Annotated in this window: 26 protein-coding genes; 20 read left to right on the forward strand and 6 right to left on the reverse strand. The window is 69.4% G+C overall.

Annotated elements, in window-relative coordinates; all coding sequences use genetic code 11:
- The first annotated feature begins 2 nt into the window (after positions 1-2).
- The 6 genes from ACLQ3F_RS08925 to ACLQ3F_RS08950 are packed head-to-tail and all read left to right on the forward strand — an operon-like array spanning position 3 to position 2839.
- The gene (locus ACLQ3F_RS08925; RefSeq protein WP_357197320.1) at positions 3-422 is read left to right on the forward strand and encodes a YbaB/EbfC family nucleoid-associated protein; all 420 of its coding nucleotides are present in this window, start codon (positions 3-5) and stop codon (positions 420-422) included.
- Positions 419-742 carry a hypothetical protein gene (locus tag ACLQ3F_RS08930; RefSeq protein ID WP_357197324.1) on the forward strand — a complete coding sequence of 108 codons (324 nt, stop codon included), beginning with the start codon at positions 419-421 and terminating at the stop codon, positions 740-742. Before ACLQ3F_RS08925 ends, ACLQ3F_RS08930 begins: the two co-directional genes overlap by 4 nt.
- Before the next feature lie 4 nt (positions 743-746).
- Positions 747-1241: a hypothetical protein gene (locus tag ACLQ3F_RS08935; protein ID WP_355006354.1), complete on the forward strand. Its 495-nt coding sequence runs from the start codon at positions 747-749 to the stop codon at positions 1239-1241.
- A complete protein-coding gene (locus ACLQ3F_RS08940) occupies positions 1234-1764 on the forward strand; it encodes an endonuclease (RefSeq protein WP_425847730.1) in 531 nt (176 codons plus the stop codon). The genes ACLQ3F_RS08935 and ACLQ3F_RS08940 overlap by 8 nt, the downstream gene beginning before the upstream one ends.
- Positions 1761-2303: an SUKH-4 family immunity protein gene (locus tag ACLQ3F_RS08945; protein WP_357197330.1), complete on the forward strand. Its 543-nt coding sequence runs from the start codon at positions 1761-1763 to the stop codon at positions 2301-2303. The genes ACLQ3F_RS08940 and ACLQ3F_RS08945 overlap by 4 nt, the downstream gene beginning before the upstream one ends.
- Complete coding sequence (locus tag ACLQ3F_RS08950; protein WP_425847734.1) at positions 2300-2839, forward strand: SUKH-4 family immunity protein; 540 nt, start codon at positions 2300-2302, stop codon at positions 2837-2839. Before ACLQ3F_RS08945 ends, ACLQ3F_RS08950 begins: the two co-directional genes overlap by 4 nt.
- A gap of 52 nt (positions 2840-2891) precedes the next feature.
- Here ACLQ3F_RS08950 and ACLQ3F_RS08955 read toward each other — a convergent pair whose 3' ends face one another.
- Together ACLQ3F_RS08955 and ACLQ3F_RS08960 are read right to left on the reverse strand one after the other, a co-directional pair.
- Positions 2892-3494 (reverse strand): GNAT family N-acetyltransferase, encoded by a 603-nt coding sequence (locus ACLQ3F_RS08955; protein WP_425847737.1) that lies wholly within the window; start codon positions 3492-3494, stop codon positions 2892-2894.
- A gap of 92 nt (positions 3495-3586) precedes the next feature.
- On the reverse strand, positions 3587-4117 hold the full coding sequence (locus ACLQ3F_RS08960) for a GNAT family N-acetyltransferase (protein ID WP_425847738.1): 531 nt from the start codon (positions 4115-4117) through the stop codon (positions 3587-3589).
- Between the two features lie 261 nt (positions 4118-4378).
- Here ACLQ3F_RS08960 and ACLQ3F_RS08965 point away from each other — a divergent pair, with 261 nt between their 5' ends.
- The 5 genes from ACLQ3F_RS08965 (at position 4379) to ACLQ3F_RS08985 (ending at position 10424) form a co-directional block, all read left to right on the forward strand.
- Complete coding sequence (locus tag ACLQ3F_RS08965; RefSeq protein WP_425847739.1) at positions 4379-4963, forward strand: NADAR family protein; 585 nt, start codon at positions 4379-4381, stop codon at positions 4961-4963.
- Between the two features lie 316 nt (positions 4964-5279).
- Positions 5280-6656: a family 43 glycosylhydrolase gene (locus ACLQ3F_RS08970; RefSeq protein ID WP_425847740.1), complete on the forward strand. Its 1377-nt coding sequence runs from the start codon at positions 5280-5282 to the stop codon at positions 6654-6656.
- Positions 6657-6692: 36 nt separating this feature from the next.
- The gene (locus tag ACLQ3F_RS08975; protein ID WP_425847742.1) at positions 6693-8132 is read left to right on the forward strand and encodes a glycoside hydrolase family 43 protein; all 1440 of its coding nucleotides are present in this window, start codon (positions 6693-6695) and stop codon (positions 8130-8132) included.
- A gap of 29 nt (positions 8133-8161) precedes the next feature.
- Complete coding sequence (locus ACLQ3F_RS08980) at positions 8162-9637, forward strand: RICIN domain-containing protein (RefSeq protein ID WP_425847743.1); 1476 nt, start codon at positions 8162-8164, stop codon at positions 9635-9637.
- A 493-nt stretch (positions 9638-10130) separates the two neighbouring features.
- On the forward strand, positions 10131-10424 hold the full coding sequence (locus ACLQ3F_RS08985) for a hypothetical protein (RefSeq protein WP_425847746.1): 294 nt from the start codon (positions 10131-10133) through the stop codon (positions 10422-10424).
- 106 nt (positions 10425-10530) lie between these two features.
- Here the strand turns inward: ACLQ3F_RS08985 and ACLQ3F_RS08990 are convergent, their stop codons facing one another.
- Both ACLQ3F_RS08990 and ACLQ3F_RS08995 read right to left on the reverse strand, forming a co-directional pair.
- Complete coding sequence (locus ACLQ3F_RS08990; RefSeq protein ID WP_357208116.1) at positions 10531-10998, reverse strand: peptidoglycan-binding domain-containing protein; 468 nt, start codon at positions 10996-10998, stop codon at positions 10531-10533.
- A 184-nt stretch (positions 10999-11182) separates the two neighbouring features.
- Entirely contained in the window at positions 11183-15133 is a 3951-nt protein-coding gene (locus ACLQ3F_RS08995) for a helix-turn-helix domain-containing protein (RefSeq protein WP_425847748.1), read from the reverse strand.
- A gap of 719 nt (positions 15134-15852) precedes the next feature.
- Here ACLQ3F_RS08995 and ACLQ3F_RS09000 point away from each other — a divergent pair.
- Entirely contained in the window at positions 15853-16563 is a 711-nt protein-coding gene (locus ACLQ3F_RS09000) for a ThuA domain-containing protein (protein ID WP_425847750.1), read from the forward strand.
- Positions 16533-17651 (forward strand): Gfo/Idh/MocA family protein, encoded by a 1119-nt coding sequence (locus ACLQ3F_RS09005; RefSeq protein ID WP_425847752.1) that lies wholly within the window; start codon positions 16533-16535, stop codon positions 17649-17651. Before ACLQ3F_RS09000 ends, ACLQ3F_RS09005 begins: the two co-directional genes overlap by 31 nt.
- A 29-nt stretch (positions 17652-17680) precedes the next feature.
- On the opposite strand, the gene ACLQ3F_RS09010 is transcribed toward ACLQ3F_RS09005, so the two are convergent.
- A complete protein-coding gene (locus tag ACLQ3F_RS09010; RefSeq protein ID WP_425847753.1) occupies positions 17681-19180 on the reverse strand; it encodes an FAD-dependent monooxygenase in 1500 nt (499 codons plus the stop codon).
- Between the two features lie 120 nt (positions 19181-19300).
- Positions 19301-19921, reverse strand: coding sequence for a TetR/AcrR family transcriptional regulator (locus ACLQ3F_RS09015; RefSeq protein WP_091399920.1), 621 nt, complete (start codon positions 19919-19921; stop codon positions 19301-19303).
- A 132-nt stretch (positions 19922-20053) separates the two neighbouring features.
- Here ACLQ3F_RS09015 and ACLQ3F_RS09020 point away from each other — a divergent pair, with 132 nt between their 5' ends.
- The 7 genes from ACLQ3F_RS09020 to ACLQ3F_RS09050 all read left to right on the forward strand — a co-directional run bounded on the left by ACLQ3F_RS09020 (position 20054) and on the right by ACLQ3F_RS09050 (position 25017).
- Complete coding sequence (locus tag ACLQ3F_RS09020) at positions 20054-20413, forward strand: DNA polymerase ligase N-terminal domain-containing protein (RefSeq protein WP_425847756.1); 360 nt, start codon at positions 20054-20056, stop codon at positions 20411-20413.
- Positions 20414-20470: 57 nt separating this feature from the next.
- A complete protein-coding gene (locus tag ACLQ3F_RS09025; protein WP_357208398.1) occupies positions 20471-21205 on the forward strand; it encodes a VOC family protein in 735 nt (244 codons plus the stop codon).
- A 338-nt stretch (positions 21206-21543) separates the two neighbouring features.
- The gene (locus ACLQ3F_RS09030) at positions 21544-21876 is read left to right on the forward strand and encodes a TraR/DksA family transcriptional regulator (RefSeq protein ID WP_355006332.1); all 333 of its coding nucleotides are present in this window, start codon (positions 21544-21546) and stop codon (positions 21874-21876) included.
- Positions 21877-22028: 152 nt separating this feature from the next.
- Positions 22029-23072, forward strand: a complete 1044-nt coding sequence (locus ACLQ3F_RS09035; protein ID WP_425847759.1) for a Rieske 2Fe-2S domain-containing protein — start codon at positions 22029-22031, stop codon at positions 23070-23072.
- Complete coding sequence (locus ACLQ3F_RS09040; RefSeq protein WP_425847761.1) at positions 23069-23287, forward strand: hypothetical protein; 219 nt, start codon at positions 23069-23071, stop codon at positions 23285-23287. The genes ACLQ3F_RS09035 and ACLQ3F_RS09040 overlap by 4 nt, the downstream gene beginning before the upstream one ends.
- The gene (locus tag ACLQ3F_RS09045) at positions 23284-24237 is read left to right on the forward strand and encodes a PDR/VanB family oxidoreductase (protein ID WP_425847763.1); all 954 of its coding nucleotides are present in this window, start codon (positions 23284-23286) and stop codon (positions 24235-24237) included. The genes ACLQ3F_RS09040 and ACLQ3F_RS09045 overlap by 4 nt, the downstream gene beginning before the upstream one ends.
- Before the next feature lie 30 nt (positions 24238-24267).
- Positions 24268-25017, forward strand: coding sequence for an IclR family transcriptional regulator (locus tag ACLQ3F_RS09050; RefSeq protein ID WP_425847765.1), 750 nt, complete (start codon positions 24268-24270; stop codon positions 25015-25017).
- The last annotated feature ends 45 nt before the right edge of the window (positions 25018-25062 follow it).

A 25062-nucleotide genomic window follows, 5' to 3' on the forward strand; every position in this document is an offset into this window, starting at 1 on the left:
GCATGTCGGTGAATGAGCCGGCGAGCGGGGAGTTCGCTCGCATGCTGGACGCGACGGTCGGCGCGTTGCGCGCCGCCGGCACTGCGCCGGAGGACGAGGAGGCCGCGCGCCTGCGTCGGGTCGGTGAGTCCGCCGAGGGGCAGGTCCGCGCCGAGTTCGGCGCTGATGGCCGGTTGGAGTCGCTGACGCTGGACCCACGGATGATGCGGCTCGGCTCGGCCGAGGTCTGCGACCACGTGATCGAGGCCGTGAACGCGGCGATCGACTCGATGCGCGGCGGCCCAGCCGTGGCCTCCGGCGACCTGTCGCAGCTCACCGAGCAGCTGGAGCAGGTTCGTGACACTGCCGTGCCGCGGCTCGGTGCGTTCCTCCAGGCGCTCACCGACGCGCAGGAGCGGATGGCCCGAGGAGGCACCCGGTGAACGGCTTCGAGGTCGATCCGGCGCTGCTGCGGTCCGGCGGCGACGAGGTCATCGGCGCCGCCGAACGCTTCATCGGCCAGCTGGAGAGCTTCGAGGCGCAGATGCAGGGGTACGGCGAGCCGTGGGGCGCCGACGACATCGGCTCGCTCATCGGCATCGCGTACACGGAGGCGTCCACCTGGGTCCTGGACTGCATCGGCGTCGCCGCCGAGGAGATCGGCTCGGCCGGTAGCGACCTGACCAAGATGGCCGACAACTACGAGTCGGTCGAGGAAGCCTCCGTGGGCGCGCTGCGGGACATCCAGGGAATGCTGGGGTGACGGCATGGGGCTCCAACTGCCCGGCGAGCTGATCACGGCACTCAGCTGGATCGGCTACACCTGGCCTGAGGCCGACGAGGAGAAGCTGTTCGAGATGGGCCAGGCCTGGTTGGACTTCTCCGGCACGGTCGCCGAGGCCTCCGGGCAGGCCGGAACGGCTGCGGCGGCGATCTGGTCGCAGCACCAGGGCGAGTCGATGCAGGCGTTCCAGAAGTGGTGGGCCAACCCGGAGAGCGGTCCCGGAACCCTCTCGGACTACTCCCAGGCCGCGATGCTGATCGGCACCGGCCTGATCATCGCGGCTGCGATCGTGCTCGCGCTGAAGATCCAGGTGATCGTGCAGCTGGCGATCCTCGCTTTCGCCGTGGCGCAGGCGATCGCCACAGCCGTCGTCACGTTCGGCGCATCGCTGGCCGAGGTTCCGATCTTCCAGATGATCACGCGGGAGATCGTGGGCCTGTTGATCGACCAGGTGATCCAGGAGCTCCTGGATGCCTAGCAGGGCGCCGAAGAGTTCGAAGAAACGCGGCGGCGCGGCCAAGCCGAAGGTCGGCAAGGGCGTCCGGGCGGCGGTGAAGAAGGCCGCCGCGAAGCCGGTGGTGCGCAACAACAGCCTGCCCGAGGTCACGATCAAGGTGCAGCGCAAGCCGTTCCACGCGCGCGGACAGTTCGACCGCAAGATGAACGCGCTGAAGAAGCTCAGCGACGAGGGCAAGCTGTTCAAGCAGGCGAACCCGGTCGGTCGAGACAAGAAGATCACGGCCGACTACAAGAAGCGCATTCGGCAGAAGATCTTCGACAAGTACTGGCCCCACGACAAGAAGATGGCGAACGCCCTCGCCGCCCGGCTCCGCAAGCAGCAGCCCGACCATGTGTGGGAGCTGCAACTTGGCGGCGCCGACGACGTTAGTAATCTGAAGCTCCTGCACGGTCAGACAAACTGGGATGTCGGCGGGCAAATCTGGCAGCAGATCAAGAACCTGCCCGACGGCACACCGATCCGAATAGAGGTAGTGGATTGAATCCCGAGCTGCGGGAGCTCATCGCGGAGCTGCGTACCGACCTGGAAGCGGACCAGCCGGCGACGCTGGCGTGGGCACAGATCAATGAGGGCGCTCCGGCCGACCAGATTCCCGCCGAGCTGCCGCAGCCGGTCCGGGAGCTGCTGGAGACCGCCAACGGCATCCTGGCCGGCGCGTTCGACCTGCCCGCGGTCGCGGATCTCGACGACATCCAGTACTACCTCGAGCAAATGCCCGAGTTCACCGGCGTCGCCGACGAACCCGCCGAGTGGCTGGTCATCGGCACACTGAGCGACGAGCCGCTGCTGATGCGACGCGACACCGGTGCGGTCTGGTACTTCCCGGCGGAGACCACCGACGAGTGGTTCATGCGTGAGATGTTCCTCGACGTCGCGCCGGACCTCGACTCGTTCCTCGCCTACTACGTCTTCGGCGCCGGTTACGGCGAGATCGGCTTCGACGACGACGAGTGGTGGGGCTTCCTCGACGAGCACGGTCTCACCACGCCCGGTGACGATGACGAGGAGGCGGACGATTGACCGCGACACATGAGGACCTCACGGCGCTCTGGGGCGCCGATGGGATGATCTACTTCCCGGTCGACCGGTTCGACGACGTCCTCGGCCCGCTGACGCCAGAGGTCTTCCCGCCGTTCGGGGCCATCCCGGTCGACGTGCCGATCCTGTTCACCGTCGACGTCGACGTGTCCGGCATCGAGTTGTTCTCCAAGCTGAAGATCGAGATCGGCGAGGCCAGCCCGCGCATCTACATCGTCCTCGGCAGCTCGCCCGAGGACCCGCAGCTGCTCTTCTGCCTCGACGCGCTGACCGGCGCCGTCGTGTTGCTGGACCTGGAGACCCCCAACTTCGAAGCGGTCAACGCGACCTTCGCCGCGTTCGTCGAGTTCCTCTACCGGCTCGGAGGGCTCATCGCCACGGACCCGGGCGGTCGGGCCCGCGCGGCCCGCGCCGCCGCCATCCGCGAGGAACTGATGGGCGTGGACTCGTCCGCGTTCGCCGATCCGAAGTCGTGGTGGAGCCTGGCCTTCGATCAGCTGGAGTCCACCAGCGGCTAGCCTCCCCTCGCCGCCGCCGGCACGCTGGTCGTCCCACCGTGACGCGGTAGGTTCACCGCGCTCGCGGCACCGGCATGGACGCGGCCGGCTGCTCCGGCGGTGGTCCCTCTCGATGCCGTGCCTCGGCGATGAGGGCGTAGGTGTAGCCGTCGACCCAGCCCAGTTCGGCGTGCCAGGAATCGCCGACGCCGTGCTGTTCACGACGCATGCCGACCTTCTCGAGGATTCGCACCGAGGCGAGGTTTTCCGCGAAGCAACCGGCGGTGATTCTCCGAACGCCCAGCCGGTCGAATGCGTACGCCACCACAGCGGTCACGGCCTCGGTCGCGTACCCGTTTCCGCCGTAGGCCGGATCGAAGATGTAGCCCAGGTGGGCCTCGGTCCGTGGTGGCATGCCGGGTTGACCCATGCCGTCGACGACGTCGAGTGAGACGGTGCCGATCACCACGCCGTCGAGGGTGGCCGCCATGCTGTGGTCGTCGGGGTTCGCGGCCGCGCGTCGCCATGCCGCGCGGAAGGACGCGGGGTCGACCTGCGTGCGGAGTAGCCAGCGTGTGACCTGCGGCAGGTTGCGGTACTCCAGGATCCGGTCGATGTCCTCGTCCCGCACCGGGCGAAGCTCAAGGCGTTCAGTGCGTACCGTGGTGTTCGCCATGAGGCGGGACGCTAGTGGACGCAGCCCGGCGAGACGCCCGAATATCGCTCCGATGGCCCCAGCCCCACCCCCGCTGGCAGAGGGCGCGCGGCTCAGTCGACCCGTTGGGCCAGCACCTGCCCCGGCCAGGATCCAACCAGGAAGGTTTCGGTGGGAGTGAACCCGTGGCGCTCGTAGTACGCCACCAACTCGCCACCGCCGCCCGCCCAGCAGTCGACCCGTAGCAGTCGCACGCCGGCTTGCCGGGTTTCCTCGACGGCGTGCGCCAACAGGGCCGACCCGAGTTTCCGGCCGGCGAATCGTCGGTCGGAGACCAGGAGGCGGACGAACCGCTCCGGTTCTGCCGCAGGCGAGATCGGTACCCGGGGGTCGGGCCCCGAATCCAACACGAGGGCTGCGGCCGGCGTCCCGTCCACCTCCGCGATGTACGGGAGGCTCTCGGTCAGGTACCGGTCGACCTGTTCGACCCTCTCGGGCTTCTCCGAGAACGACGCCGTGCCCCACTGCTCGGTGTTGCCGCGGTCGTTCATCCAGACCACCGCGGAGTCGAGCATGTCCAGTACGGCAGGTGCGTCGGCCGGGCCACCGTGTCTGATGCGTACGCCGCGGATGGTGTCGTCCATGGCCGAATGGTAATCCGAGGACTGGTCGACCCCGGTCTGTCGATGCTTCGTCACCGGTTGTTCGGCGTCGCGTCGGCTCGAATCGATAGTGTCCGCTGGTCGGCCACCGCCGGCGGTCCAGGCGGAGGGGAATCGAGTCGCGGCGCTCCGGATGTCCCCGGTGCGCCGCCCACCCGGGCGCGCCGGCCTGGCGGCGCGGAGCCGGTCGTCACGGACGAAAATGCGGGGTACGCGGAGCGTCGGTGCCGCACACTCGCCATCATGCTGGCATCCGTTCGTAGCGTCGGGGATCTGGCCGCTGCGCAGGCGCAGGGTCATCGGGTCAGGTTCCTGTACTTCTGGGGGCACCAGCCCGAGCGTGACGGGGGTGTCGGATCAGGTTGCCTGAGCCAGTGGTGGCCTAGCCCGTTCACAGTCGACAAGCGGCGATTCGCCACCGCGGAGCATTACATGATGTGGCGCAAGGCCACCCTGTTCGGCGACCGCGCGATGGCGGAACAGATTCTTGCCGCGCCGCATCCCCATGCCGCCAAGGCGTTGGGAGGACGCGTCGCGGGCTTCGATCAGCAGACCTGGAGCGAACACCGCTTTGCGATCGTGGTGGCCGGCAACCGTGCGAAATTCGACCAGAATCCGGCGCTCCGGGCATTTCTACTGGCTACCGGGCAGAGGGTCCTGGTGGAGGCCAGCCCTCTCGACCGGATCTGGGGTATCGGCCTGAACCGCGACGATCCGGCCGCCGGCGACGCGGCCCGTTGGCGAGGGCTCAACCTGCTCGGCTTCGCGCTCATGCAGGTGCGTGAGGTGCTCGGGGATCACGGCGCTCAGGATGCGGGTCGAGCGTGACAACCGGCTTCGCCAGGTGCCGGGGGAGCTACGACGATCGATGCCTTGACACTCGTGGATGCGATCGCTAACACTTGTCCGCAACGCGAACTTAACGAACCGAACACATTGTGCCTGTGTCGCGACGCGGCCAGAGGCACCGCATGCGAAGACTCCGAACCCGTCGCCAGGGCCTCCCGGCCTCGGACCGGACACTGCCGGATGTGTTAACGCTAACATAGATGACCTTGCGAGAGGGGCTGAGGCGGTGGTTCCACGGCGCAGGACAGCGGCATCGCTGCCGACAGCATCCGCCACCCGCCTACGTGCGCTCCTCGTGCTCTCCGCCGTGGCCGCCGCGGCTGTCGTGGTGGTGGCCGACGGGTCGGCGCACGCCGCCACACTGCCGACCGGCGCCGTCTCGCTGGAGGCGGTCAACCAAGCCGGACGGTACGTACGCCACATCGACTACCTCGGACAGCTCGACCCGGTGACCTCCGGCAGCGCCAACCAGACCAAGCTCGACGCCACCCTCACCGTGGTCAACGGCCTGGCGTCGCCGGCCTGCTACTCCTTCCAGACGAAGGCCGGCTTGTTCCTGCGGCACCGCGACTACCGGCTGCGGGTCGACCCGAACACCGGCGACGCGTCATTCCGGGCCGACGCCACCTTCTGCGCTGTGGAGGGCTCGGTCAGCGGTTCGGTGGCGCTCGCCTCGTACAACTACCCGACCCGGCGGATCCGGCACCGCGACTTCGCCCTCTGGCTCGACGCCTACCAGGACACGGCCGCCTTCCGGGCGGACAGCTCCTTCCGCCTCGTCGCGCCGTGGGCGCCCAGGACCACCAAGGGGCCGGTGATCCCGGGCCTCTTCGCCGACCCGCACATCGCCGTGTTCAACGGCCGTTACTACCTGTACCCGACCACCGACGGCTACGCGAGCTGGGCCGGCACCTACTACAAGGCGTTCTCCTCCACCGACCTGGTCACCTGGACCGACCACGGCGTGATCCTCGACCACGGACCGGACGTGTCCTGGGCGGACAATTCGGCCTGGGCGCCGGCGGTGGCCAGCGCCAACGGCCGCTACTACCTGTACTTCAGCGGTGGCGCTGCCAGCGGTAACACCGCCAAACAGCTCGGCGTGGCGGTAGCCGACAGTCCCACCGGGCCGTTCCGGGACGCCCTGCGCCGACCGCTGATCCGCAGCGACCAGTTCTCCGGCGGGCAGACGATCGACCCCATGGTATTCACCGACGACGACGGGTGGTCCTACCTGTACTGGGGGCAGGGCGTCGCGCGGGCGGCGCGGTTGAACGCCGACATGGTCTCCTTCGACGCGGCGCAGGCGCGGGTCATCACCCCGTCGGGCTACAACGAGGCGCCGTTCGTGTTCAAGCGCAACGGTCTGTACTACTTCATGTGGTCGGAGAACGACACGCGCAGCGAGGACTACCGGGTCGCCTACGCCACCGGCTCCTCACCCCTCGGGCCGTGGACGAAGCGCGGCGTGGTGCTGCAGAAGCGCCTCGACCTGGGCATCAGGGGCACCGGCCACCACTCCGTGGTCCGGGCTCCCGGCAGTGACACCTGGTACATCGCCTACCACCGGTTCGCTGTTCCGGCCGGCAACGGCACCAACCGTGAGACCGCCATCGACCGGATGGAGTTCAACACCGACGGCACCATCCGTCCCGTCGTACCGGCCCTGTAGCTGACTGGTTAGCCCCTGCGCTAAGGAGAGAGACACATGTCGAGAGTCCTCGCCCGGCTCTGCGCGGTCATGGTCGCCGCTTGTCTGCTGTTCACCACCTGGTCGGCGGCGACACCGAAGGAGGCGGCCGCGCTGGACCCGACAGTCGGCTACCTGATGGCGCACTTCACCGGCGAGTCGTCGACCGACCAGCAGATCTACCTCGCTCACAGCACCGATGGCCTCCGCTGGAACGACCTCAACAACGGTGGGCTGGTGCTGCGGTCCACCGTCGGCACCCGCGGCGTGCGCGACCCCGCCCTGGTCCGCTCACCGAACGGCGACCGGTACTGGATCATCGCCACCGACCTGTGCATCGGCTGCGGCCAGGACTGGTCGGCCGCGATCAACAACGGCAGCCGCAACCTCGTCGTGTGGGAGTCCACCGATCTGGTCAACTGGTCGACGCCCTGGCTGCTGAACGTCGCCGGCGCGATCCCGGACGGACGCAACGCCTGGGCGCCGGAGGCGATCTGGAACCCCGCCACCAATGACTACGTCCTCTACTGGGCGACGAATGTCCCGCTCAACGGGGCGACCAAGCACCGCATCTACTACGCGCGGACGACGAACTTCCGTAGTGTCACCACGCCACAGGTCTACATCGATCGGCCCGGAAACCAGGAGATCATCGACACCCAGATCGTCGAGGTGCCAACCGGCGTCGGCGCCTACCGCTACGTCCGGGCCTCCCGGGACGGCCAGATCGGCATCGAAGGCAGCAACTCGATCCTCGGTACCTGGACCAGCCTCGGAAACCTCTCCGGCATCGGGCTGACCGGCGCGCAGGTCGAGGGCCCGATGTGGATGAAAGTGAACACCCGCAACGAGTGGGTCCTCTACCTCGACCAGTACTCCAGCGGACGCGGCTACCTGCCGATCCTGACCACCGATCCGTCGAGCCCGGGCAGCTACCGACTGCCGGCATCCGGCTCGTACTCGATGGGTGGCACCAAGAAACGGCATGGTTCGATCCTCAATCTGACCGCCGCCGAACAGAGCCGGGTGCTCGCCCGCTGGCCCGCTACCGCTGTCAACCGGATCCAGTCGTACAACTTCCAGGACCGGTACGTGCGGCACTACGACTACGACGTCCGCATCGACCCGAACGTCAGCCCGGCGCAGGACGGCCAGTGGCGGCTGGTGCCCGGCCTCGTCGGCTCCGGCACCGTCTCCATCCAGTCGGTCAACTACCCGGGCCACTACCTGCGCCACTACGGGTACGACTTCCGACTGGAGGCCAACGACGGCACCGCCACCTTCGCCGCCGACGCCACCTTCCGGCAGGTCGCGGGTCTCGCCAACTCCTCGTGGACGTCGTTCCAGTCGTACAGCCATCCGGACCGCTACCTCCGGCACTACGCCTACCTGCTGCGACTCGACCCGGTCTCCGACGCGCAGAGCCGGGCCGACGCCACCTTCCGCGTGACCAGCTGACGCTGGCCCCTGATCAAGGAGTCTCGACTGTGGCACTACATCGACGGGTGCTCTCCGCCCTGGTGGCCGCGTTGACGGCGATGGTTGGCGTGGTCGCCGTCGCGTCGACGCCGGCCACCGCCGCCACCAACCAGTTCCGCGGCATGAACTGGGCCGTGTTGGGTGACAACTTCAAAACCGTCCCCCTCGTCGTGCAGGGCCTGAGCGCGTCCGACAGCAACGCGACGGTGCGGGCCAAGGCCAACGCCCTGTACGACGACATGGCGTCCACCATGGGGGTCAACACCGTCCGACTGCCCATCAACACCCACACGGTGGGGACGGCCTGGTGGGAGGCGTACCGAGGCGCCATCGACGCCGCCACCGCCCGCGGCTTCAAGGTCATCCTCGCCTACTGGGAGGACGGCGCCGCCTCCGGCGGCAGGATCACGAACCTCGCCGCGTGGAACGCAATGTGGTCCACCGTCACCAACACCTACGGCACGAACACCAACGTCTACTTCGAGCCGATGAACGAGCCGCACGGCTACAGCTCGGCGGAGTGGCGCGACGTCGCCGCGAACTGGCTCACCTACCACTACTCGGCGGTGCCCAGCCGGGTGCTGATCGGCGGCACCGGCTTCAGCCAGGACCTGCGCGACATCTGCAACGACAGCCGCTTCACCTCGACACTGCTGTCCTTCCATTACTATGCCTTCTTCTACGGCGCGATGACCTACGACGCCTTCCGCAGCCACATCCAGGCCCGCCTCGGCAACTGCGCCTCCCGCGCGGTAGCGACCGAGTTCGGCGCTCCCATGAACGACGGCCGCAACTACGCCGACGCGGGCAGCACCGACAACTTCGTGCGCTACATCCGCGCCATGGCCCAGGTCATGCGCGACAACCAGATGGGTGGCACCTACTGGCCCGCCCTCGGTGGCAAGACCGGCACCATCGGCTACGACTGGTACTCGATGTTCGCGCTGAGCGGCAGCGGCACCGACCTCAACCTGACGGTCCGCAACACCTCGGGCGCCGACCGCATCCGGTACGCGTGGGGCGACGCCGTCGGCGATGGCCCGACGACGCCCCCACCATCGACGGGAACGTTCTACCGTGTTGATGCGCGGCACAGCGGCAAGGCCATGGACGTCCAGCAGCCGAACACCGCCAACGGCGCCCGCGTCGGCCAGTACACGTACGGCGGTGGCGCGTGGCAGCAGTGGCAGTTCCAGGACGCCGGCAGCGGCTACTGGCGCATCGTCAGCCGGCACAGCGGAAAGTGCCTCGACGTGGTGAGCGCGTCGACCGCCGACGGCGCCGAGCTCGTCCAGTACACCTGCGGCACCGGGGCCAACCAGCAGTTCCAGATGGTCACCAACGGCGCCTACTTCCAGCTCCGGGCACGGCACAGCAACAAGTGCATGGACGTGCCGGCCGCGGCGACCGCGGACGGAGTGGTCATCAAGCAGTATTCGTGCAACTCCGGCACCAACCAGCAGTGGTCCCGCACCGCCGTCTGACGGTCGTCCCGACGTGACGACCGATCAGTGGCGGCCTTCCCGAGCCGGACAGCGGCGGGTTGCATGTCGGCAATCCGTCGTTGTCTGGGCCGCGCGGGGCGGCTCCGTAGCGTCGCAGCAGACCTCGAGCCGGGCTTGACCAAGCAGCCCAACAGCGCGTCGACGTCACCGATGAACGGCAGTTCCTCGCCACCTGGTTCGTGAGCGTCCCGGCGGATCGTGCCGCTGCCTGATGGAGAGCTCGGACGACGACGAAGAAGTCTGCGTATGTCCCTCGTGGAGCGTCGGCCCTCGCTGGGCTGCTGCTCTCTACGAGTCGTTGTGCGGTATGGCGGAGGTCCTTCTTGATCAGGCAGATGGCCTCATGTGGGGGATCGAAGGTCCCGCGGTCGCGTTTCCGGCTTCGTTGATCGCGCAGCCGCCAGAATTCTTTGTTCGGCTCGCGCAGACCTGCGTCGACCTGTGTGACCTGCTGGCCAGGGGAGTGACGCCTGTGCCACACACCATCGCTGAGCTGCTGATGCTCGACGAGGCAGCGCGCTCTCACCTTGTGAGCCACACGACGAGTGCGGGCCTCGATGTCGACGCCATGAAGCAGGAGTTCGAACACCTTCCCGAAGGACACGGTGACTTCGAGTTGGACGCCCTGTGGATGTTCCAGTTCACCAACTCGGACTGGGAGAAGATCGCCGAGTCCGAGACGACGTACCAGCCGTACTCCATGGACCGCATCTTCGACCTGCTCCCGGAGGCTGCGGAGTGGCCCCGGAACGCGAAGCCGGCGTAGCAGCCGGCGTAGCAACGGATCAGCGTCCACCAGCACATCGCACCGTGCTGAGCCGGCGGTGACAACGTTTGCGTTGTCACCGCCGGCGGGGTCTACCCAGCGGCAGTTACGGCAGCGGACGGCCGAGACGGGCACAGGTACGGGTTCCGTAGGTTCCGCCCTGGTAGGCGGGGAACTTCAGGGACGCGCGTGACTGTGGCCCGAACTGGCCGTCCGCGCTGATGCCCGCCTTGCTCTGAGCGAACTTCAGCGCGTTGAAGGTCAATTGGCCGAACGCCGCGTCCTCGCTGAGCAGCGTCTTGCCGGCGGGTGCGAGGTAGCAGTCGTTCAGGGCCTCCTGGAGGGCGCCCGTGCCCGGTCCGCCGTCGCCCCAGACCAGCGAGCACGGCAGGACGCCGTACTTGCCGACCGGTGCGGCGACCTGATAACCGGCCTGGTTGCTGACGACGTCGTAGGACTCGCATTCCGGCTGACTGCGAGCGTGGGCAGGGCTGGCGGCGACGAGCGTGCCCGCGAGCACGGTCACGAGCAATGCGAGCAGTGCTGCCAAACGCTTCATCGAGTTCTCCTTCATCGCGGTGTCGTCCGATGCCCGGGACCCCCGTCGGGCTTCTCCCCGGGCAGTCGGACTCCTGGCAGGACATCCACCGCACGGCTCGTGTCCTGGAGTCAGGCTGGTGCGACGCGAGGTTGTCCAACAGGGCGGTGGCGCCGGACAAACAACGTCGGACAACCCTCAGGACGTTTGCGCAGCTCAGTCAGCGACTCGGCGGTGAGCCGCAGGAAGGGTCGTACCGCTCTGAGGGGATGTGCCTCGCCCACTCCTGCCGGGTCAGCTCACGGCCGGCCTTGGTGCAGATCTGAGCCCTGGCGGCGCGGAGATCGAACGACCAGCGGACAATTCGGCCGTCCTCGGCACCGGAGATGAGAGTTCCGGCCGCAGTGAAGGCGAGCCCGCGGACTCTCGCGCCATGGCCGCTGAGGGTCGTGACCCGTTGCTGGGTGACGGTGTCCCAGATGATGATGGTCCGGTCGTCACCGGCGGACGCGATCCTGCGGCCGTCGCGACTGAAGGCAAGGACCTGGACGGGTGCGGTGTGGCCGTGCAGTACGGCGAGTTCGCTGCCGGCCGCGGCATCCCAGAGCTTGACGCTACGGCTGTCGCCGGCGGTCGCGAGCAGAGCTCCGTCAGGGCTGACAGCGATGTCCTGCACTGTGCCCTGCTGGCTCTTCACTCGGCTGAGAAGTGTGCCGGTGGTGACGTCCCACGTGTTGACGAAGCCGCCCACGCTCGCGCCCAGGAGACGGCGGCCGTCCGGGGTGAAGGCCAGCGACGTGACGATCTGCGCCGGGAACCTGGCTGTGATGTCCGTCGGGTTGTTGATGTCCCCGACGTCCCAGATGAAGGGGCCGAGCGTGGCGGCTGCGACGAGACGGCCACCAGGATCGAAGGCAACGTCCGTGGACGCACCGACTCCCTTGGACACGATCGGTCGGGTGGCGTGTCGCCCACGTTGGAGATCCCAGATCGTGACGATGTTGTTCCGGGTCACGGCGGCGAGCCGGAGCCCGTCGGGGCTGAACGCGACGGCCTGGACCTCGTCTGGGTGCCCGCTGAGAACTGCCACCTGTTCACCGTCGGTGTCCCAGAGGCGGACGGTGCCGTCGCTGCCCGCTGAGGCGACACGTGTTCCGTCCGGGCTGATCTTCAGGTCTTTGACCTGTGCCGCGAAACCGCTGAACGGGGCGTCCTCCAGATTGTGGAGCACGATGGTTCCGTTGAAGCCGGCCGAGGCGAGCATCGCCCCGTCCCGGCTCAGTGCGACGGACACCGTTTCGGTGCGGCCGCGGTCCTGAAAGGTCTGCAGGGACTCGCGGCGTCGCACATCCCACATCGTGATCGCGCCGTTCTCGTCGGCCACGGCGAGCTTGCTGTCGGTGGGCGCGGAGATGGTCCATGCGTAGCGGCCGGCCAGCGGTAACGGCGGAAGGCGGACCGGCTGGCCGGTGGCAAGATCCCACAGGTACACCCCGCGGTCGTCGGCGGAACCCGCGAGGACGTACCCCGAGGGACCGAAGGCGACCGAGAAGACATGCTGGGCGGACAGTCTGGCGAACACGGTGCCGGTCGCCACACGCCAAGCGGCCGGGTGCTCCACCCCGTCGCTGGAGACAAGGATCGCGCCGTCGTGGCTGAACGTGAGGGATCTGACCTGACTCCAGTGCTCGCGGAGCACTGTGCGAGTTGTGGTCCGCAGATCGTAGAGGGCGATGTCGCCGGCACGGCCCGCATTCGCGTCGGCGCCGGGGGCGGCCGTGAGGCCGACGGCGAGCTTGGTCCCGTCCGGGCTGAAGGCCATGCCCGACCCGAGGCTGTTCTCCGTCAACCGGGTCTTCTGTTGGCGCGTCGCGACATCCCAGATGATGATGGACTTGTCGATCCCGACGGAGGCGAGCAGCCTTCCGTGGTCCGCGAAGGCCAGGTCGGAGGTCCGACCGGTGTGGCCGGAGAGGGTGGCGATCCGCTCGCCACGTGCGGGGTCCCACAACCCGATGGTGCCGTCTCCCGCCGCGGAGGCCAACAGGGAATGGTCCGGGTTGAACGCGACCGTGTAGATGGAGGGCCCGCCGACGTTGAGTTCGGTGCGGCGGGGCGCGGCCGCCGCGCTCAGCACGCTGCCCTGGGTCTCGGTGTTGGAGTTGAGGTGATCGGCCTCGACGGCCAGCAGGCCGGCCAGATCGGGATCGGTCGCGAGCAGGGATCGGGCTTGCAGTGACAGTTCGCTGGAGAGCGCGGCAACCTGCTGTCGGCGGGCGTCCTGGCGTTGTCGTACCGCGACGGCGCCACCCAGCAGGGCGAGTACGAGCAGGGTGGATATGCCTGCGACGAGATGCTTGAACAGGCGGGCCTGACGTCGGCCGGCGTTCTGCTCGGACTCGGCGAGAGCGGAGCTGGCGTGCAGGAAGGAGCTTTCGAGTGCGTTGAGCTCCTCCGGACGGTCCTCGGCCAGGGCCTGCGCGCCCAGGAGTTGGGTTCCCCGGTACAGGGCTCCGGTATCACGGTCGAGCGTCGCCCAGGTGTGCGCGGCTTCGGTGAGACGCCGGTGGATCAGCAGGTTCGCCCGATCATCGGTCAGCCATCGGTGCAGCCGCGGCCAGGCCCGGATGAGCGCCTCATGGGCCACCTCCACGGTGCCGTCACCCATGACCACCAGACGGGATTCGGCCAGCTGGTCCAGAACTCGGGCGGTGACCGCCTCATCGGCGATGCCGTCGAGTTCGGTACGCATGATGGGCCGCCGGGTGTCCTCGGTACCGTCGCCCAAGGCGGTGAGCCGCAGGAAGACCCGGCGAGCGGCTTGTCGCTCGGCTGCCCCGAAGTCGCCATAGGCCCGCTCGGCGGTCTGGGCGATCGCCCCACGCACGCCGCCGCTCGCCTGATAGGCCGACAGAGTGAGGGTTTCCCCGCTTCGTCGTTGCCACGTCTCGAGGAGCGCGTGCGAGACGAGCGGCAGAGCGCCCGGCTCGTCGGCGGCATCGGCGAGCACCGTACTGACCAGGTCGGCTTCGACGCCCATGCCGACCTGGGCGGCGGGCCGAATGATGATCTCCCGCAGGTCGGTGGCGCTCAACGGCCGCACCAGGAGGTGCGCCTCGTCCTCCAGCGCGACGGCCAGGTCCGGATATTGCATGAGGTGGGCGAGGAAGTCGGCGCGTACCCCGAGTACCACAGTGGTGCGGCGATCGGCCCCCTGCGCGGCGTCCAGCAGCGCCTCGATGAACCGGCGGCGTTCCGCCTTGTCCGGGCAGAGTGTGAACACCTCCTCGAACTGATCCACCACCAGCAGCGCGCGGGTCTGCGGGGGGCCGCCTGCCAGAGCGCTCCGCACCGCGATGTCGAGCGCGGCGGCATCCGCCGCCAGCTCCTTCCGGATCTCTGGGGCGTCCTGGCCGGTCAACTTCGCGATCTCGGCGGCCAACGCCTCCAGCGGGTGTTCGGTCGGCGTCAACAACATCGTCTGCCACCGCTGGGCGAGCCCACGGTCGGCGGTGATGGCTCCCAGCAGACCGGCCCGCAGCAACGAGGACTTGCCGCTTCCGGAAGCCCCGACGACTGCGGTCAGGCACCGCCGATCGGCCCGTGCCAGCAGCCGCTCGACCAGCTCCGTACGGCCGAAGAACAGCTCCGCCTGCTCGGGCTGGAATGCCGTCAGCCCCTGATACGGGCAGCGTTGCGCGATGGTCTCGGCGGTGCTGGAGGCGACCGCCGCTTCGGCGATGGCCGACCACCGTGCCCGCCATTCGGCCGGGTCGCCGCCGCAGGCCTGAACGTACGCGAGCGTCACCTCCAGCGTCGGCAGCCGGTCACCCTTCGCCGCGTCCGCCAACGTGCTTGCCGAGTAGTGCGCGCGCCGAGCCAGGAGCCGATAGCTCGGGTTGCCCGCATGCTCCCGCAACTGTCGTAGCTGCCACGCCAACCGTTGCACCGGGCCCGCCGCCGGGTCCACTGGCTTCTCCGGACGGCCCAATACCCACCTCCGCATACTGGGCCGCAACTCTGGCCGCGCGACCATGGCGAGCTTCGGCACGGGCGCCCATCGGATCGGGCCAGAAGAAGTATCCAGTTGTGGCGATGCGGTTGCGGCCCGGGGCTCGGTCCGCGTCGCCAGGCAGCAGGTAACGACTGTCCCATGGGAGCGGGGGAACACGCGGTTGGGCTTGGCGTTGCGCTACCGTCAAGGCGCGCGCCCCGGCGTCGATCAGTCCGCGTCCGCCGGCCGTCGGCCGCCGATGGCCCGCATGACCCCACCAATCCAAGGAGACCCGATGCCGGAGCCTGAGCCCGCCCAGGACGCCGACGCGGCGGCAGCCGACACCTCAACCACGGCCGAGACCGAGGGTGAGACCGATCCGCCTGCCGCTCCCGCGAATCGGGCTGCCCGACGCGCGAAGGGCAAGGTCGCCTCACCTCAACCGTTCGGAAAGGGTCAGAACCCCACTGGCCGGGGCTCGGTCCAGGGCCCCCGCCAGTGGGGTAACCGCCGTAGCGGTTGATCCGTGACAGGCGCTCTGTCACCACACCCATGATCAGCGCGGTGGTCGGCATCATGCCGATGCCGGTCGTGAGCGCCGTGGCATCCCCGCCGCGGCGCTCACGACCGTGCGCGCATCGGGGTGCTCGCCCCGGCGTCGGCGCGGGCGGCGATCGCTTCGGCCCGTCCGCGCCTCCGCGCCGATCCGGCGCCGGTGTCGCTCGTGGTGCGGGCCAAGCCGACCGGGCAGAGTGGAATCCGGCAGCCGGCGTACGTCGGCTTTGTCGGCGACCACGGGTACGGTTTCGGTGCTCGGCACGTTTGGGCATCGGCGACCCGTCGTCGGGGCGGGGAGCGGCCAGCCCGATGGCGACGGACCGTGGAAGGGAGCGACGGTGGCGCAGCGGAGAGCACTGGTGGTTCGGGGCGGTTGGGAGGGGCACCAGCCGATCAAGGCGACGGAGTTGTTCCTCCCCTTCCTCGAACGTAGCGGCTATGCCGTACGGGTCGAGGAGTCGACGGAGGTCTACGCCGACACCGCCGAGATGGCCGAGACCGACCTCGTCGTGCAGTGCATGACGATGTCGCAGATCACCGCGGACCAGGTGGCGGGCCTCAGCGCGGCGGTCATCGCCGGCACGGGCTTCACCGGCTGGCACGGCGGCATCGTCGACTCGTTCCGCGCGTCAGCCGAATACCTGCACCTGGTGGGCGGCCAGTTCGCGACCCATCCGGGCCTTGAGCCGTGTGAGCGTCACGGTGGCCCGGAGGACAACTTCCTGCCGCACACGGTGCGCGTCACCGACCTCGGCCGGGAGCACCCGATCACTGCGGGCATTGAGGACTTCGACCTGGTCACCGAACAGTACTGGGTGCTGCACGATGACCTGATCGACGTACTGGCCGTGACCACCCACCCGACGCAGGCATGGCATCCGTGGCATCGGCCGGTCACCTCACCGGCCATCTGGACCCGGCAGTGGGGTGCCGGGCGCGTCGTCGTGACGACCCCCGGGCACAGCCTCGACGTGCTGGAGCACGCGGATGTCCGTACCGTGATCGAGAGGGGGATGGTGTGGGCGACCCGCACCGCGTCGGCGTCATAGGTCTCGGGGTCATCTCCCGCGCGTACCTGGACACCCTCGCGGACCACCCTGAGATCGACATCGTCGCGGTGGCCGACCTCGACGCCTCCCGGTCGGCCGAGGTCGCGGCCACGATTCCTGGAGCCGAGGCGATGAGCGTCGAGCGGCTGCTCGCCCGCCCGGACGTGCAGACCGTGCTCAACCTGACCATCCCCGCAGCCCATGCCGACATCTCGCTGGACACGATCGACGCCGGCAAGAACGTCTATGTGGAGAAGCCGCTCGCCGTGACGTTCCCGGACGGCCGCTCGATCATCGAACGGGCCGCTTCGGCCGGCGTCCGCGTCGGGTGCGCGCCGGACACCGTCCTGGGTACGGGCACGCAGACGGCGCGGGCGGCGATCGACGGCGGGCTCATCGGCCGCCCGATGTCCGCGTCGGCCGTCATGGTCACTCCGGGGCACGAGCGCTGGCATCCCAATCCCGACTTCTACTACGCCCCGGGCGGCGGCCCGATGCTGGACATGGGGCCGTACTACATCTCGGCGCTCATCCATCTGCTCGGGCCGGTCCGGTCGGTGACCGGCGCCGCCAGCCGCCTGCGCGCCGAGCGCGTCATCGGCTCGGGCCCCCGCACCGGGCAGCGGATCCCGGTGGGGGTGGACACCCACCTCACCGGCGTGCTCGAGCACACGAACGGTGCGCTCTCCACCATCACGACGAGCTTCGACGGCGTCCGGACGACGGCCGTAGCGATCGAGGTGCACGGCGAGGCCGGCACGCTCGCCGTGCCCGACCCTAACTACTTCGACGGTGAGGTCCGCCTCTTCGCGCTCGGCGACACCGACTGGCGCGCTCTCGAACCGCAGGCCGGTTACGCCAAGGCTTCCCGGGGCATCGGCCTGATCGACCTGGTCAGGGCCGACGATCAGCGTGCCCCGCGCGCTGACGGCGTGGTCGCACTGCACGTACTCGAAACCATGACCAGCCTGCTCCGGTCGGCGACCGAAGGCCAGCGGATCGAGCTGACGACGACCGCACAGCGGCCCGTGCCGGTTCCGCTCACTCCGCTCGAGGACTGGCAGGCGTACGACGCAAAGACACGTTGAAGAGGGCCCAGCCCGAAATGGGTTCGTGGTCATCGTGGAAGGCCGAAGTGGTGGGCGAGCGAGGCGCGCAGCGTGGCGGCGTCCCCGGCGGACCAGGCAATGAAGCAGTCGGGGCGTACGAGCAACGCGGACGCTGTCGTGCCCTCCAGTGAGCCGGTGACCATGTCGACCCGGTCTCGCCATGGTGCGGCGATCCCGGCGTAGGCACCCGTGGAGTCCAGCAGCAGCGGCCGGGCGGTGCGGGTCAGCTCGGCGAGGCGTGTCGCACCGTGCTCGGTGTGCACGACCACGTCGGGCGCGCAGCGGCCGGCCAGAGGGTCGGCGGGATCGGCGGGGTAGCGGATGTCCGCACCGGACATCAACGCCGCGATGTGCCCGGTCACCTCCGGCTTGCGCAGCAGTTCGGCGAAGAGTTCCCGCAAGCCGCTGATCTCGTCGCCAGGGCCGATGAGCGCCGACTGCGCCTGGGTGGACATGACGACCCGTTCGGCGACGGGGCGACGCTCGCTTTCGTAGGTGTCGAGCAGGCCCTTCGGTGCCCAGCCGCGCACCGTGGCGGCGAGCTTCCAACCCAGGTTGACCGCGTCCTGTAGGCCCAGGTTGAGGCCGGGGCCGCCCATCGCGGGGTGCACGTGCGCGGCGTCGCCGACCAGCAGCACCCGGTCGGCGCGGTAGCGGGCGGCGATGCGGGTGTTGCGGCCGGTCAGGCGCCGCAGCAGGCCGGGGCCGTCAGGCGCGCCGAAAGGGATGTCGGCACCGAGCACCCGGGCGACGCTGGCGCGGAGTTCCGCCAGGCTCATCGGGGTCTCGTCGTTCGTTGGCGGGTCGGGCCACTCCGTCGTGCTCAGGATCGCCGGGCGGCCGGGGAACGGGGCCCAGGCGATCAGGCCACGCGCAGTGCGGGTGTGCTGGAACGGCGGGACGACACCGTAACCGGGGACGCGCAGGCCGCCCGTCTCTGGGTCGAGGGACGACGCAGGCACGGTCACCGTCGCGGTGCGGGAGATCGACCGGTCGTTGGTGACACCGGGGAAGTCGATACCGGCGAGGCGGCGCACCACGCTGCGGCCGCCGTCGGCACCAACGACGAAGCGACTGGTGAGCTTCGTACCGTCGGCGAGGTGGACCTCGACCGCGTCGAGGCGTTGGCGGAGGTCGACGACCTCGTGGCCGCGGCGCAGGTCGACTCCGAGCTCGGCGGCTCGGAGGGCGAGACCGGCCTCGAGCTGGGCTTGCGGCACTCCGAGCACGTAGTGCGGGTTCTCCGCGAGCATTGTGAGATCCAGCGGGAACGCGCCGAAGGTGAAGGCCGGTTGAGGGGCCGGCGGGGTGCTCTCACCGCTGAGCCGCGCGTAGAGGCCGCGTCGGTCGAGCAGGCGGACGACCTGTCCCACGAGGCCGTTGGCGCGGGGCTCGCCGGTGGGCGCGGCGTGGCGTTCGAGGACGACGGGGTGCACGCCGGCGAGGGCCAGTTCGCAGGCGAGCATGAGGCCGTTGGGGCCGGCTCCGACGATGGCGACATCGATCATGGTCGTGATCCCTTCGGGGTGTGCGTGATCGCCACGGCAGGCGCGGCACGTGGCCGGCCCGCCGCGGGACAGTGATGCGGCTGGAGCGTGGGTGAGGTGGTGCTGCGTGAGGGCGGAGCTTCAGCGGGGTGGGGCCGGGAGGCCGGCGGCGACCTGGGTGAAGGCGTCGGTGATGAGGCGTTCGATCGGGGCGGGTGGGTCGGCGCTGTCGAGATAGTGCTGCATGGCGACGACGACGGCGGCGCTGGCGGCGGCCGCGACGAGCCTCGGATACATGTCGGTGGCGAGGTCGGTGCCGGTGCGCTCGGCGACCGCCGCGGCAAGCTCGGCCTCGGCGAGGGCGGTGGCGCGCAGCCGCTCGCCCTGTAGCGCGGGCTCGGCGAGCATGGTGCGTACGCCGGCCACCCACCGGGCGTGGTCGGGGGAGGGCATCGCCTCGACCTCGGGGCCGCGCGTGAACTGATCCAGCGCGGCCTGGGTGAGCGCCACCCAGAGCGGCTCATCGGCGGGACGTTCGCGCAGCGCGGCGGCGGTGCGCAGGCTGCGGTCGAGGTGGCGGGAGGCGATCGCCTCGGCCTTGCTGGAGAAGTAGTTGTTGAAGGTACGCGGGGAGACGCCGGCAGCCTCGGCGATGTCCTCGACGCGGACGTTGTCGTAGCCACGCTCCGCGGTGAGGTGGATCGCAGCCCAACCAAGCGCCGCCCGCGTCTCGGCCTTCTTGCGCTCCCGCAGCCCCGTCATGCCGCCACGCTAGCACCAATTGCGTGACACGCAAATATGCGTGCCACGCAAAAATTGGCTGACTGTTGGTTCGGCCGCGTGAGGTGATCGCGTCGACAGGCGGGAGGGCCCATCTGTGCCGACAATGGGGGAGTGGCACCCGCCTTCGTCCTGCACCACCACCGCAAACCACGACCGCACTTCGATCTGCGGCTTGAGGAAGATGGTGTGCTGCGCTCGTGGGCGGTGCCTCGCGGTCTACCGGACAGCCCCGGCGACAACCGGCTCGCGATCGCCGTGCCCGACCACGACCTCGCTCACCTCACCTACGAGGACGTCGACAAGTCGATCGCCGACATCGGCACGTGGGAGGAGCATGATCGCACCGACCGCCGGATGCTGTTCACGTTGCACGGCCGCACCGGTCGCCGGCGATACGCGCTTATCCGCACCGGCGAGGGGTGGCTGCTCCACCTGACGAAGGAGCAGTTCCCGGACGATCGCGGACGGTAGTGCGGCAGGCGGCTACGACGGTCAGCGAGACGTGGGCACAGGCCCTAGCATCGCGGCATGGCGACGCGGCTTGTGCAGATCAACATGAAGGCTCGGAACGACTCCGCGCTGGGCGGTTTCTGGGCGCAGGCGCTCGGTTGGGAAATCTCCAGTGAGGGACCCGGCGTGACCAACCTCGAACCCGAGGGCTTCGTCTACCCGGACCCGGTCGCTGTCTGTATCGACCTCATCGTCTCGTCTGAGCCCAAGACGGTGAAGAACCGCGTGCACGTGGACCTCGCCACCACCTCGGCGGCCCACCAGGCGCAGGTGGTCGCCCGTCTGACGGAGCTCGGCGCGACCGCAGCCGACGTGGGCCAGGGTGACGTGCCGTGGACGGTCATGGCCGACCCGGAGGGCAACGAGTTCTGCGTGCTGGAGCCCAGGGCGGTCTACCGGGACACGGGACCGATCGCCGCCGTGGTGGTCGACTGCGCCGACCCGCGAGCAATGGCCCGGTTCTGGAGCGAGGCCACGGACTGGACCCTGCACGAGGTGAACGATCAGGGTGCGAGACTGCGCTCCGCCAAGGGCGTCGGCCCCTACCTGGAGTTCGTCCGAACCCCAGACGTGAAGAGGGGGTGGAACCGCGTCCACCTCGACGTCCGTCCGTACCCCGGTGACGACCCGGAGGTCGAGGCGGCCCGGCTGCGGAGTCTCGGCGCGACCCCCATCGAGCTGGGGCAGGACGTCCCGTGGCGGGTGCTCGCCGACCCGGAGGGCAACGAGTTCTGCCTCCTCACCCCGAGCTGACAACCGGTCAACAGTGAGCATCATTGAACGTTGGCATTAGGGCAACGCCACTCTATGGTTGGGGCATGCCGCCGGTGACCTTCCGCTCGCCCGCCGCCACTGACGTGGCGGTGGGCGGTGCTGTGCGCGTGCCGACGGCCACACGCCCCGAGGCCGACATGCGGGTGCCGGTTGTCCGCGCGCCGCACACCGTGTCCGCGCACACACCGTCGTGCCCGATGCGAACCGGCCGAGGCCCACCTGCGGAGTCGTTGCATACCCAGAACGACCGCCAGGGCGAAGCTATCCAAGCTTCGGCCCTTTTTGTTTTCCCACCCGTTTTTCCTGGAAGGCAGATCATGAGCGTCGATCATCGTCCTACTCTCGACCAGAGTTGGCTGGCTGACCTACGAGCGTCCCTGGCGGACGACTTCGCCACCCAGACGGCTCGGCTGCGGGAGTTGACCGAGCTCAACGCGGACACCGGCGACCCCGGCGAGGCCCACAACCAGGCCGCGCTGCTGGTGGCCACCCGCCAGAACATCGAGCAGATCACCGGTGCGCTGAACCGGATCAGCGACGGCACCTACGGCGCCTGCCAGAGGTGCGGCCGGAGCATCCCGGCCGAGCGGCTCGAAATCCTCCCGCACGCCCGCTTCTGCGTGCCGTGTCAGGAGAAGCAGAGCAGGTGATGTCGGGTGGCTGCCGTGCCGCTGGCACGGCAGCCACACCGTCAGGCGCGAGTGCCGACCTTTCACTCAGTGAAAGCTCTGGTTCCTGGGAGGAGACGCCGCGCGGGACGATCCGGATCCATCGACGTCCGTCTGCGTGGAGGTCCGGTCGCATGGTGTTCGCGCGTAACCAGTGGTATGTGGCGGCCTACGGCAGTGAGGTGGGGCGGAACCTGCTCGCCCGCACGGTGCTCGGTGAGCCGATGGTGCTGTACCGCACCGGTGCCGGGAAGGCGGTGGCGCTCGCCGACCGGTGCGTGCACCGGCGCTTCCCACTGTCGGAGAGCCGGCTCGACGGCGACACCATCGTCTGCGGTTATCACGGCTTCACCTACGACCCGACCGGCGCGTGTGTCTTCGTACCCGGTCAACAGCGCATCCCGCGAACCGCGCGGGTGGTCTCGTTCCCAGCGGTGGAACAGGACTCCTTCATCTGGGTCTGGATCGGCGACCTGGACCGGGCCGACCCGGCCGCGATTCCCCGCGCGCCGTGGCTCGCCGACCCGCGCTACGCGGTGGTGCGGGGCATGGCGCCACTGAACGCGCGGTACGGCCTGCTGGTGGACAACCTCCTGGACCTGTCCCACGAGACCTACCTGCATGGCGGTTACATCGGCACTCCGGAGGTGGCGAACACCCCGATCACCACCGAGGTGGACGAGGACCGGGGGATCGTCTACGTCAGCCGGCACATGGACGACGCCGAGTGCCCGCCGTTCTACGCGCGCTCGACCGGGATCCAGGGCCGGATCACCCGTTGGCAGGACATCGAGTACCACCCGCCCTGCCTCTACCTCCTGCACAGCCGGATCGCGCCGCAGGGTGTCTATCCGCCCGCCGAGGGTGAGGACCGCGAGGCGTTCCACGCCGAGATCGTGTACGCCATCACCCCGTCGACCGAGCACACCACCTACGACTTCTGGGCCGTGGCGCGCGACTTCGCGATCGACGACGAGTCGGTCAGCGAGTACCTACACCACAGCAACCACACAGTGGTCATGCAGGACGTGACAGCGCTCAACATCCTGGAGCAGGTGATCGCGACCGAGCCGGACAGGTATCAGGAGCTGAGCATCAACATCGACACCGGCGGCCTGGCCGCCCGGCGGCTGCTGGCCCGCATGGTCGGGTCGGGGACGGTGGGAGCGGCGCGGTGAGTTCCCGAGCAGGCACCCACAGCGGGGACCGGGTCTACCGGATCCACTGGGTGCCGGGCACCGACACGCTGCGCGGGATCTGTCACTGTGGAGCCGAGCGCCTCGCCGAGGAGCCGGTCGAGTTGTGGGAGTGGCTGCTCGCCCACCCGCAGGGCCACCAGGGCGTCGCCGTGCCGGTGCCCGGGCGGCCGAGACGGCTGGCGATGCGCGAGTGACAGGGGACGTTCTGACCGGCGCGGAGCTGGTGGTTGCCGGCCGGGAAGAGGTGGCCGCCGAGGTCGTGGCCATCTGTCTGCGCCGCGCGGACGGCGGTGACCTGCCCGGGTGGACGCCGGGTGCGCACATCGACCTGGAGTTGAGCGCCGGGCTGGCCCGCCAGTACTCCCTCTGCGGCGACCCGGCGAACCGCTCCGTGCTGCGGATCGCGGTGCGGCGCGAACCCAACGGACGTGGCGGCTCCCGACTGGTGCACGAGCGGCTCACCGTCGGCGCGACCGTCCGGGTGAGCGGACCGCGCAACACCTTCCCGTTGGTCGCGGCGCGGCGCTACCTCTTCGTCGCCGGTGGCATCGGTATCACCCCCATCGCACCGATGGTCGCCGCCGCCGACGCCGCGGGCGCCGACTGGCGGTTGGTGTACGGGGGCCGCAGCCGTGCCAGCATGGCCTTCGCCACCACCCTGCGGGAGAGGTACGGCGACCGGGTCAGCCTGCACCCGCAGGACGAGACCGGGTTGCTCGACCTGGTCGGGTTGCTGGGCCGCCCCGGCACCGGCCTCGTCTACTGCTGCGGGCCGGAAGCGCTGATCAGCGCGGTGGAGGAGCACTGCCGGGGCTGGCCACCCGGCTGCCTGCACGTCGAGCGTTTCACCGCCCTGGACGGCACCGGGGCGCCGGAGACGACGATCGAGGTCGAACTCGCGCTCTCCGGGCGGACGGTGATCGTCCCGCCGGGCACGCCGATCCTGCAGGCGGTGGAGGAAGCCGGCGTGCCGGTCCTCTCGTCCTGCCGGGAGGGCACCTGCGGCACCTGCGAGACCCCGGTGCTCGACGGCGTGCCGGAGCATCGCGACAGCCTGCTCACCGAGCAGGAGCGGGCCGCCGGGGACACCATGATGATCTGTGTCTCCCGGGCCCGTACGCCCCGACTCGTGCTGGAGCTGTGACCGTCCGGCGCGGGCGGGGATGATGACGGGGTGCGCGCAGAGGCGGGACGGTCGGTGACGAGCAAGGTGCTGGCGCTGCTCGATGCGTTCAGCCCGGCCACCCCGGCGTTGACATTGAGCGAGATGGCCCGCCGCACCGGGATGCCCCTGCCCACCGTGCACCGGCGGGCCGCGGAACTTCTCGCGTGGGGTGCGCTGGAACGTGGCGACGACGGGCGGTACCGGATCGGTCTGCGGCTGTGGGAGGTGGGCTCGCTCGCCCCGAGGGGCCTGGGGTTGCGGGAGCTGGCCCTGCCGGTCATGGAGGACCTGTACGAGGTGACCCACGAGAACGTCCAACTCGCCGTCCGGCAGGACCTCGAACTCGTCTTCATCGAACGGATCGCCGGGCGTCACGCGGTGCCGGTGCTCACCCGGGTGGGGGGTCGTTTCGCGCTGCACGCGACCGGTGTCGGGCTGGTCCTGCTCGCCCACGCGCCCGCCGAGGTTCAGGAGCAGGTGCTGGCCGCGCCGCTGGAGCGGTACACCGACATGACCATCACCAACCCGAGACGGTTGCGTAGCTGCCTCGCGGAGGTGCGCCGGACCGGGTACGCGGTCAGCGACCGCCAGGTCACGATGGACGCCCTCTCGGTGGCCGCACCGATCCGCGTACCGGAGGGTGTGGTGGCGGCGATCTCGCTGGTGGTCGCCCACGACCGGGCGGACCCGGTGGCGTTGGCCCCGCTGGTCCAGGCCGCCGGCCGGGTGGTCTCCCGGGCGCTGAACAACTCCGTCTGATGTAGACATACTGCAAATCGTTGACGCCCGATCAAAATCTGCATT

It is taken from the genome of Micromonospora sp. DT15, from assembly GCF_049841475.1.
In the GTDB taxonomy this organism is placed as follows: domain Bacteria; phylum Actinomycetota; class Actinomycetes; order Mycobacteriales; family Micromonosporaceae; genus Micromonospora.

Coding starts and splice junctions, on each gene's coding strand:
- ACLQ3F_RS08925 (WP_357197320.1), top strand. CDS start 3: ATGTCGGTGAATGAGCCGGCGAGCGGGGAGTTCGCTCGCATGCTGGAC.
- ACLQ3F_RS08935 (WP_355006354.1), top strand. CDS start 747: ATGGGGCTCCAACTGCCCGGCGAGCTGATCACGGCACTCAGCTGGATC.
- ACLQ3F_RS08940 (WP_425847730.1), top strand. CDS start 1,234: ATGCCTAGCAGGGCGCCGAAGAGTTCGAAGAAACGCGGCGGCGCGGCC.
- ACLQ3F_RS08955 (WP_425847737.1), bottom strand. CDS start 3,494: ATGGCGAACACCACGGTACGCACTGAACGCCTTGAGCTTCGCCCGGTG.
- ACLQ3F_RS08960 (WP_425847738.1), bottom strand. CDS start 4,117: ATGGACGACACCATCCGCGGCGTACGCATCAGACACGGTGGCCCGGCC.
- ACLQ3F_RS08965 (WP_425847739.1), top strand. CDS start 4,379: ATGCTGGCATCCGTTCGTAGCGTCGGGGATCTGGCCGCTGCGCAGGCG.
- ACLQ3F_RS08975 (WP_425847742.1), top strand. CDS start 6,693: ATGTCGAGAGTCCTCGCCCGGCTCTGCGCGGTCATGGTCGCCGCTTGT.
- ACLQ3F_RS08990 (WP_357208116.1), bottom strand. CDS start 10,998: ATGAAGGAGAACTCGATGAAGCGTTTGGCAGCACTGCTCGCATTGCTC.
- ACLQ3F_RS09010 (WP_425847753.1), bottom strand. CDS start 19,180: ATGATCGATGTCGCCATCGTCGGAGCCGGCCCCAACGGCCTCATGCTC.
- ACLQ3F_RS09015 (WP_091399920.1), bottom strand. CDS start 19,921: ATGACGGGGCTGCGGGAGCGCAAGAAGGCCGAGACGCGGGCGGCGCTT.
- ACLQ3F_RS09025 (WP_357208398.1), top strand. CDS start 20,471: ATGGCGACGCGGCTTGTGCAGATCAACATGAAGGCTCGGAACGACTCC.
- ACLQ3F_RS09030 (WP_355006332.1), top strand. CDS start 21,544: ATGAGCGTCGATCATCGTCCTACTCTCGACCAGAGTTGGCTGGCTGAC.
- ACLQ3F_RS09035 (WP_425847759.1), top strand. CDS start 22,029: ATGGTGTTCGCGCGTAACCAGTGGTATGTGGCGGCCTACGGCAGTGAG.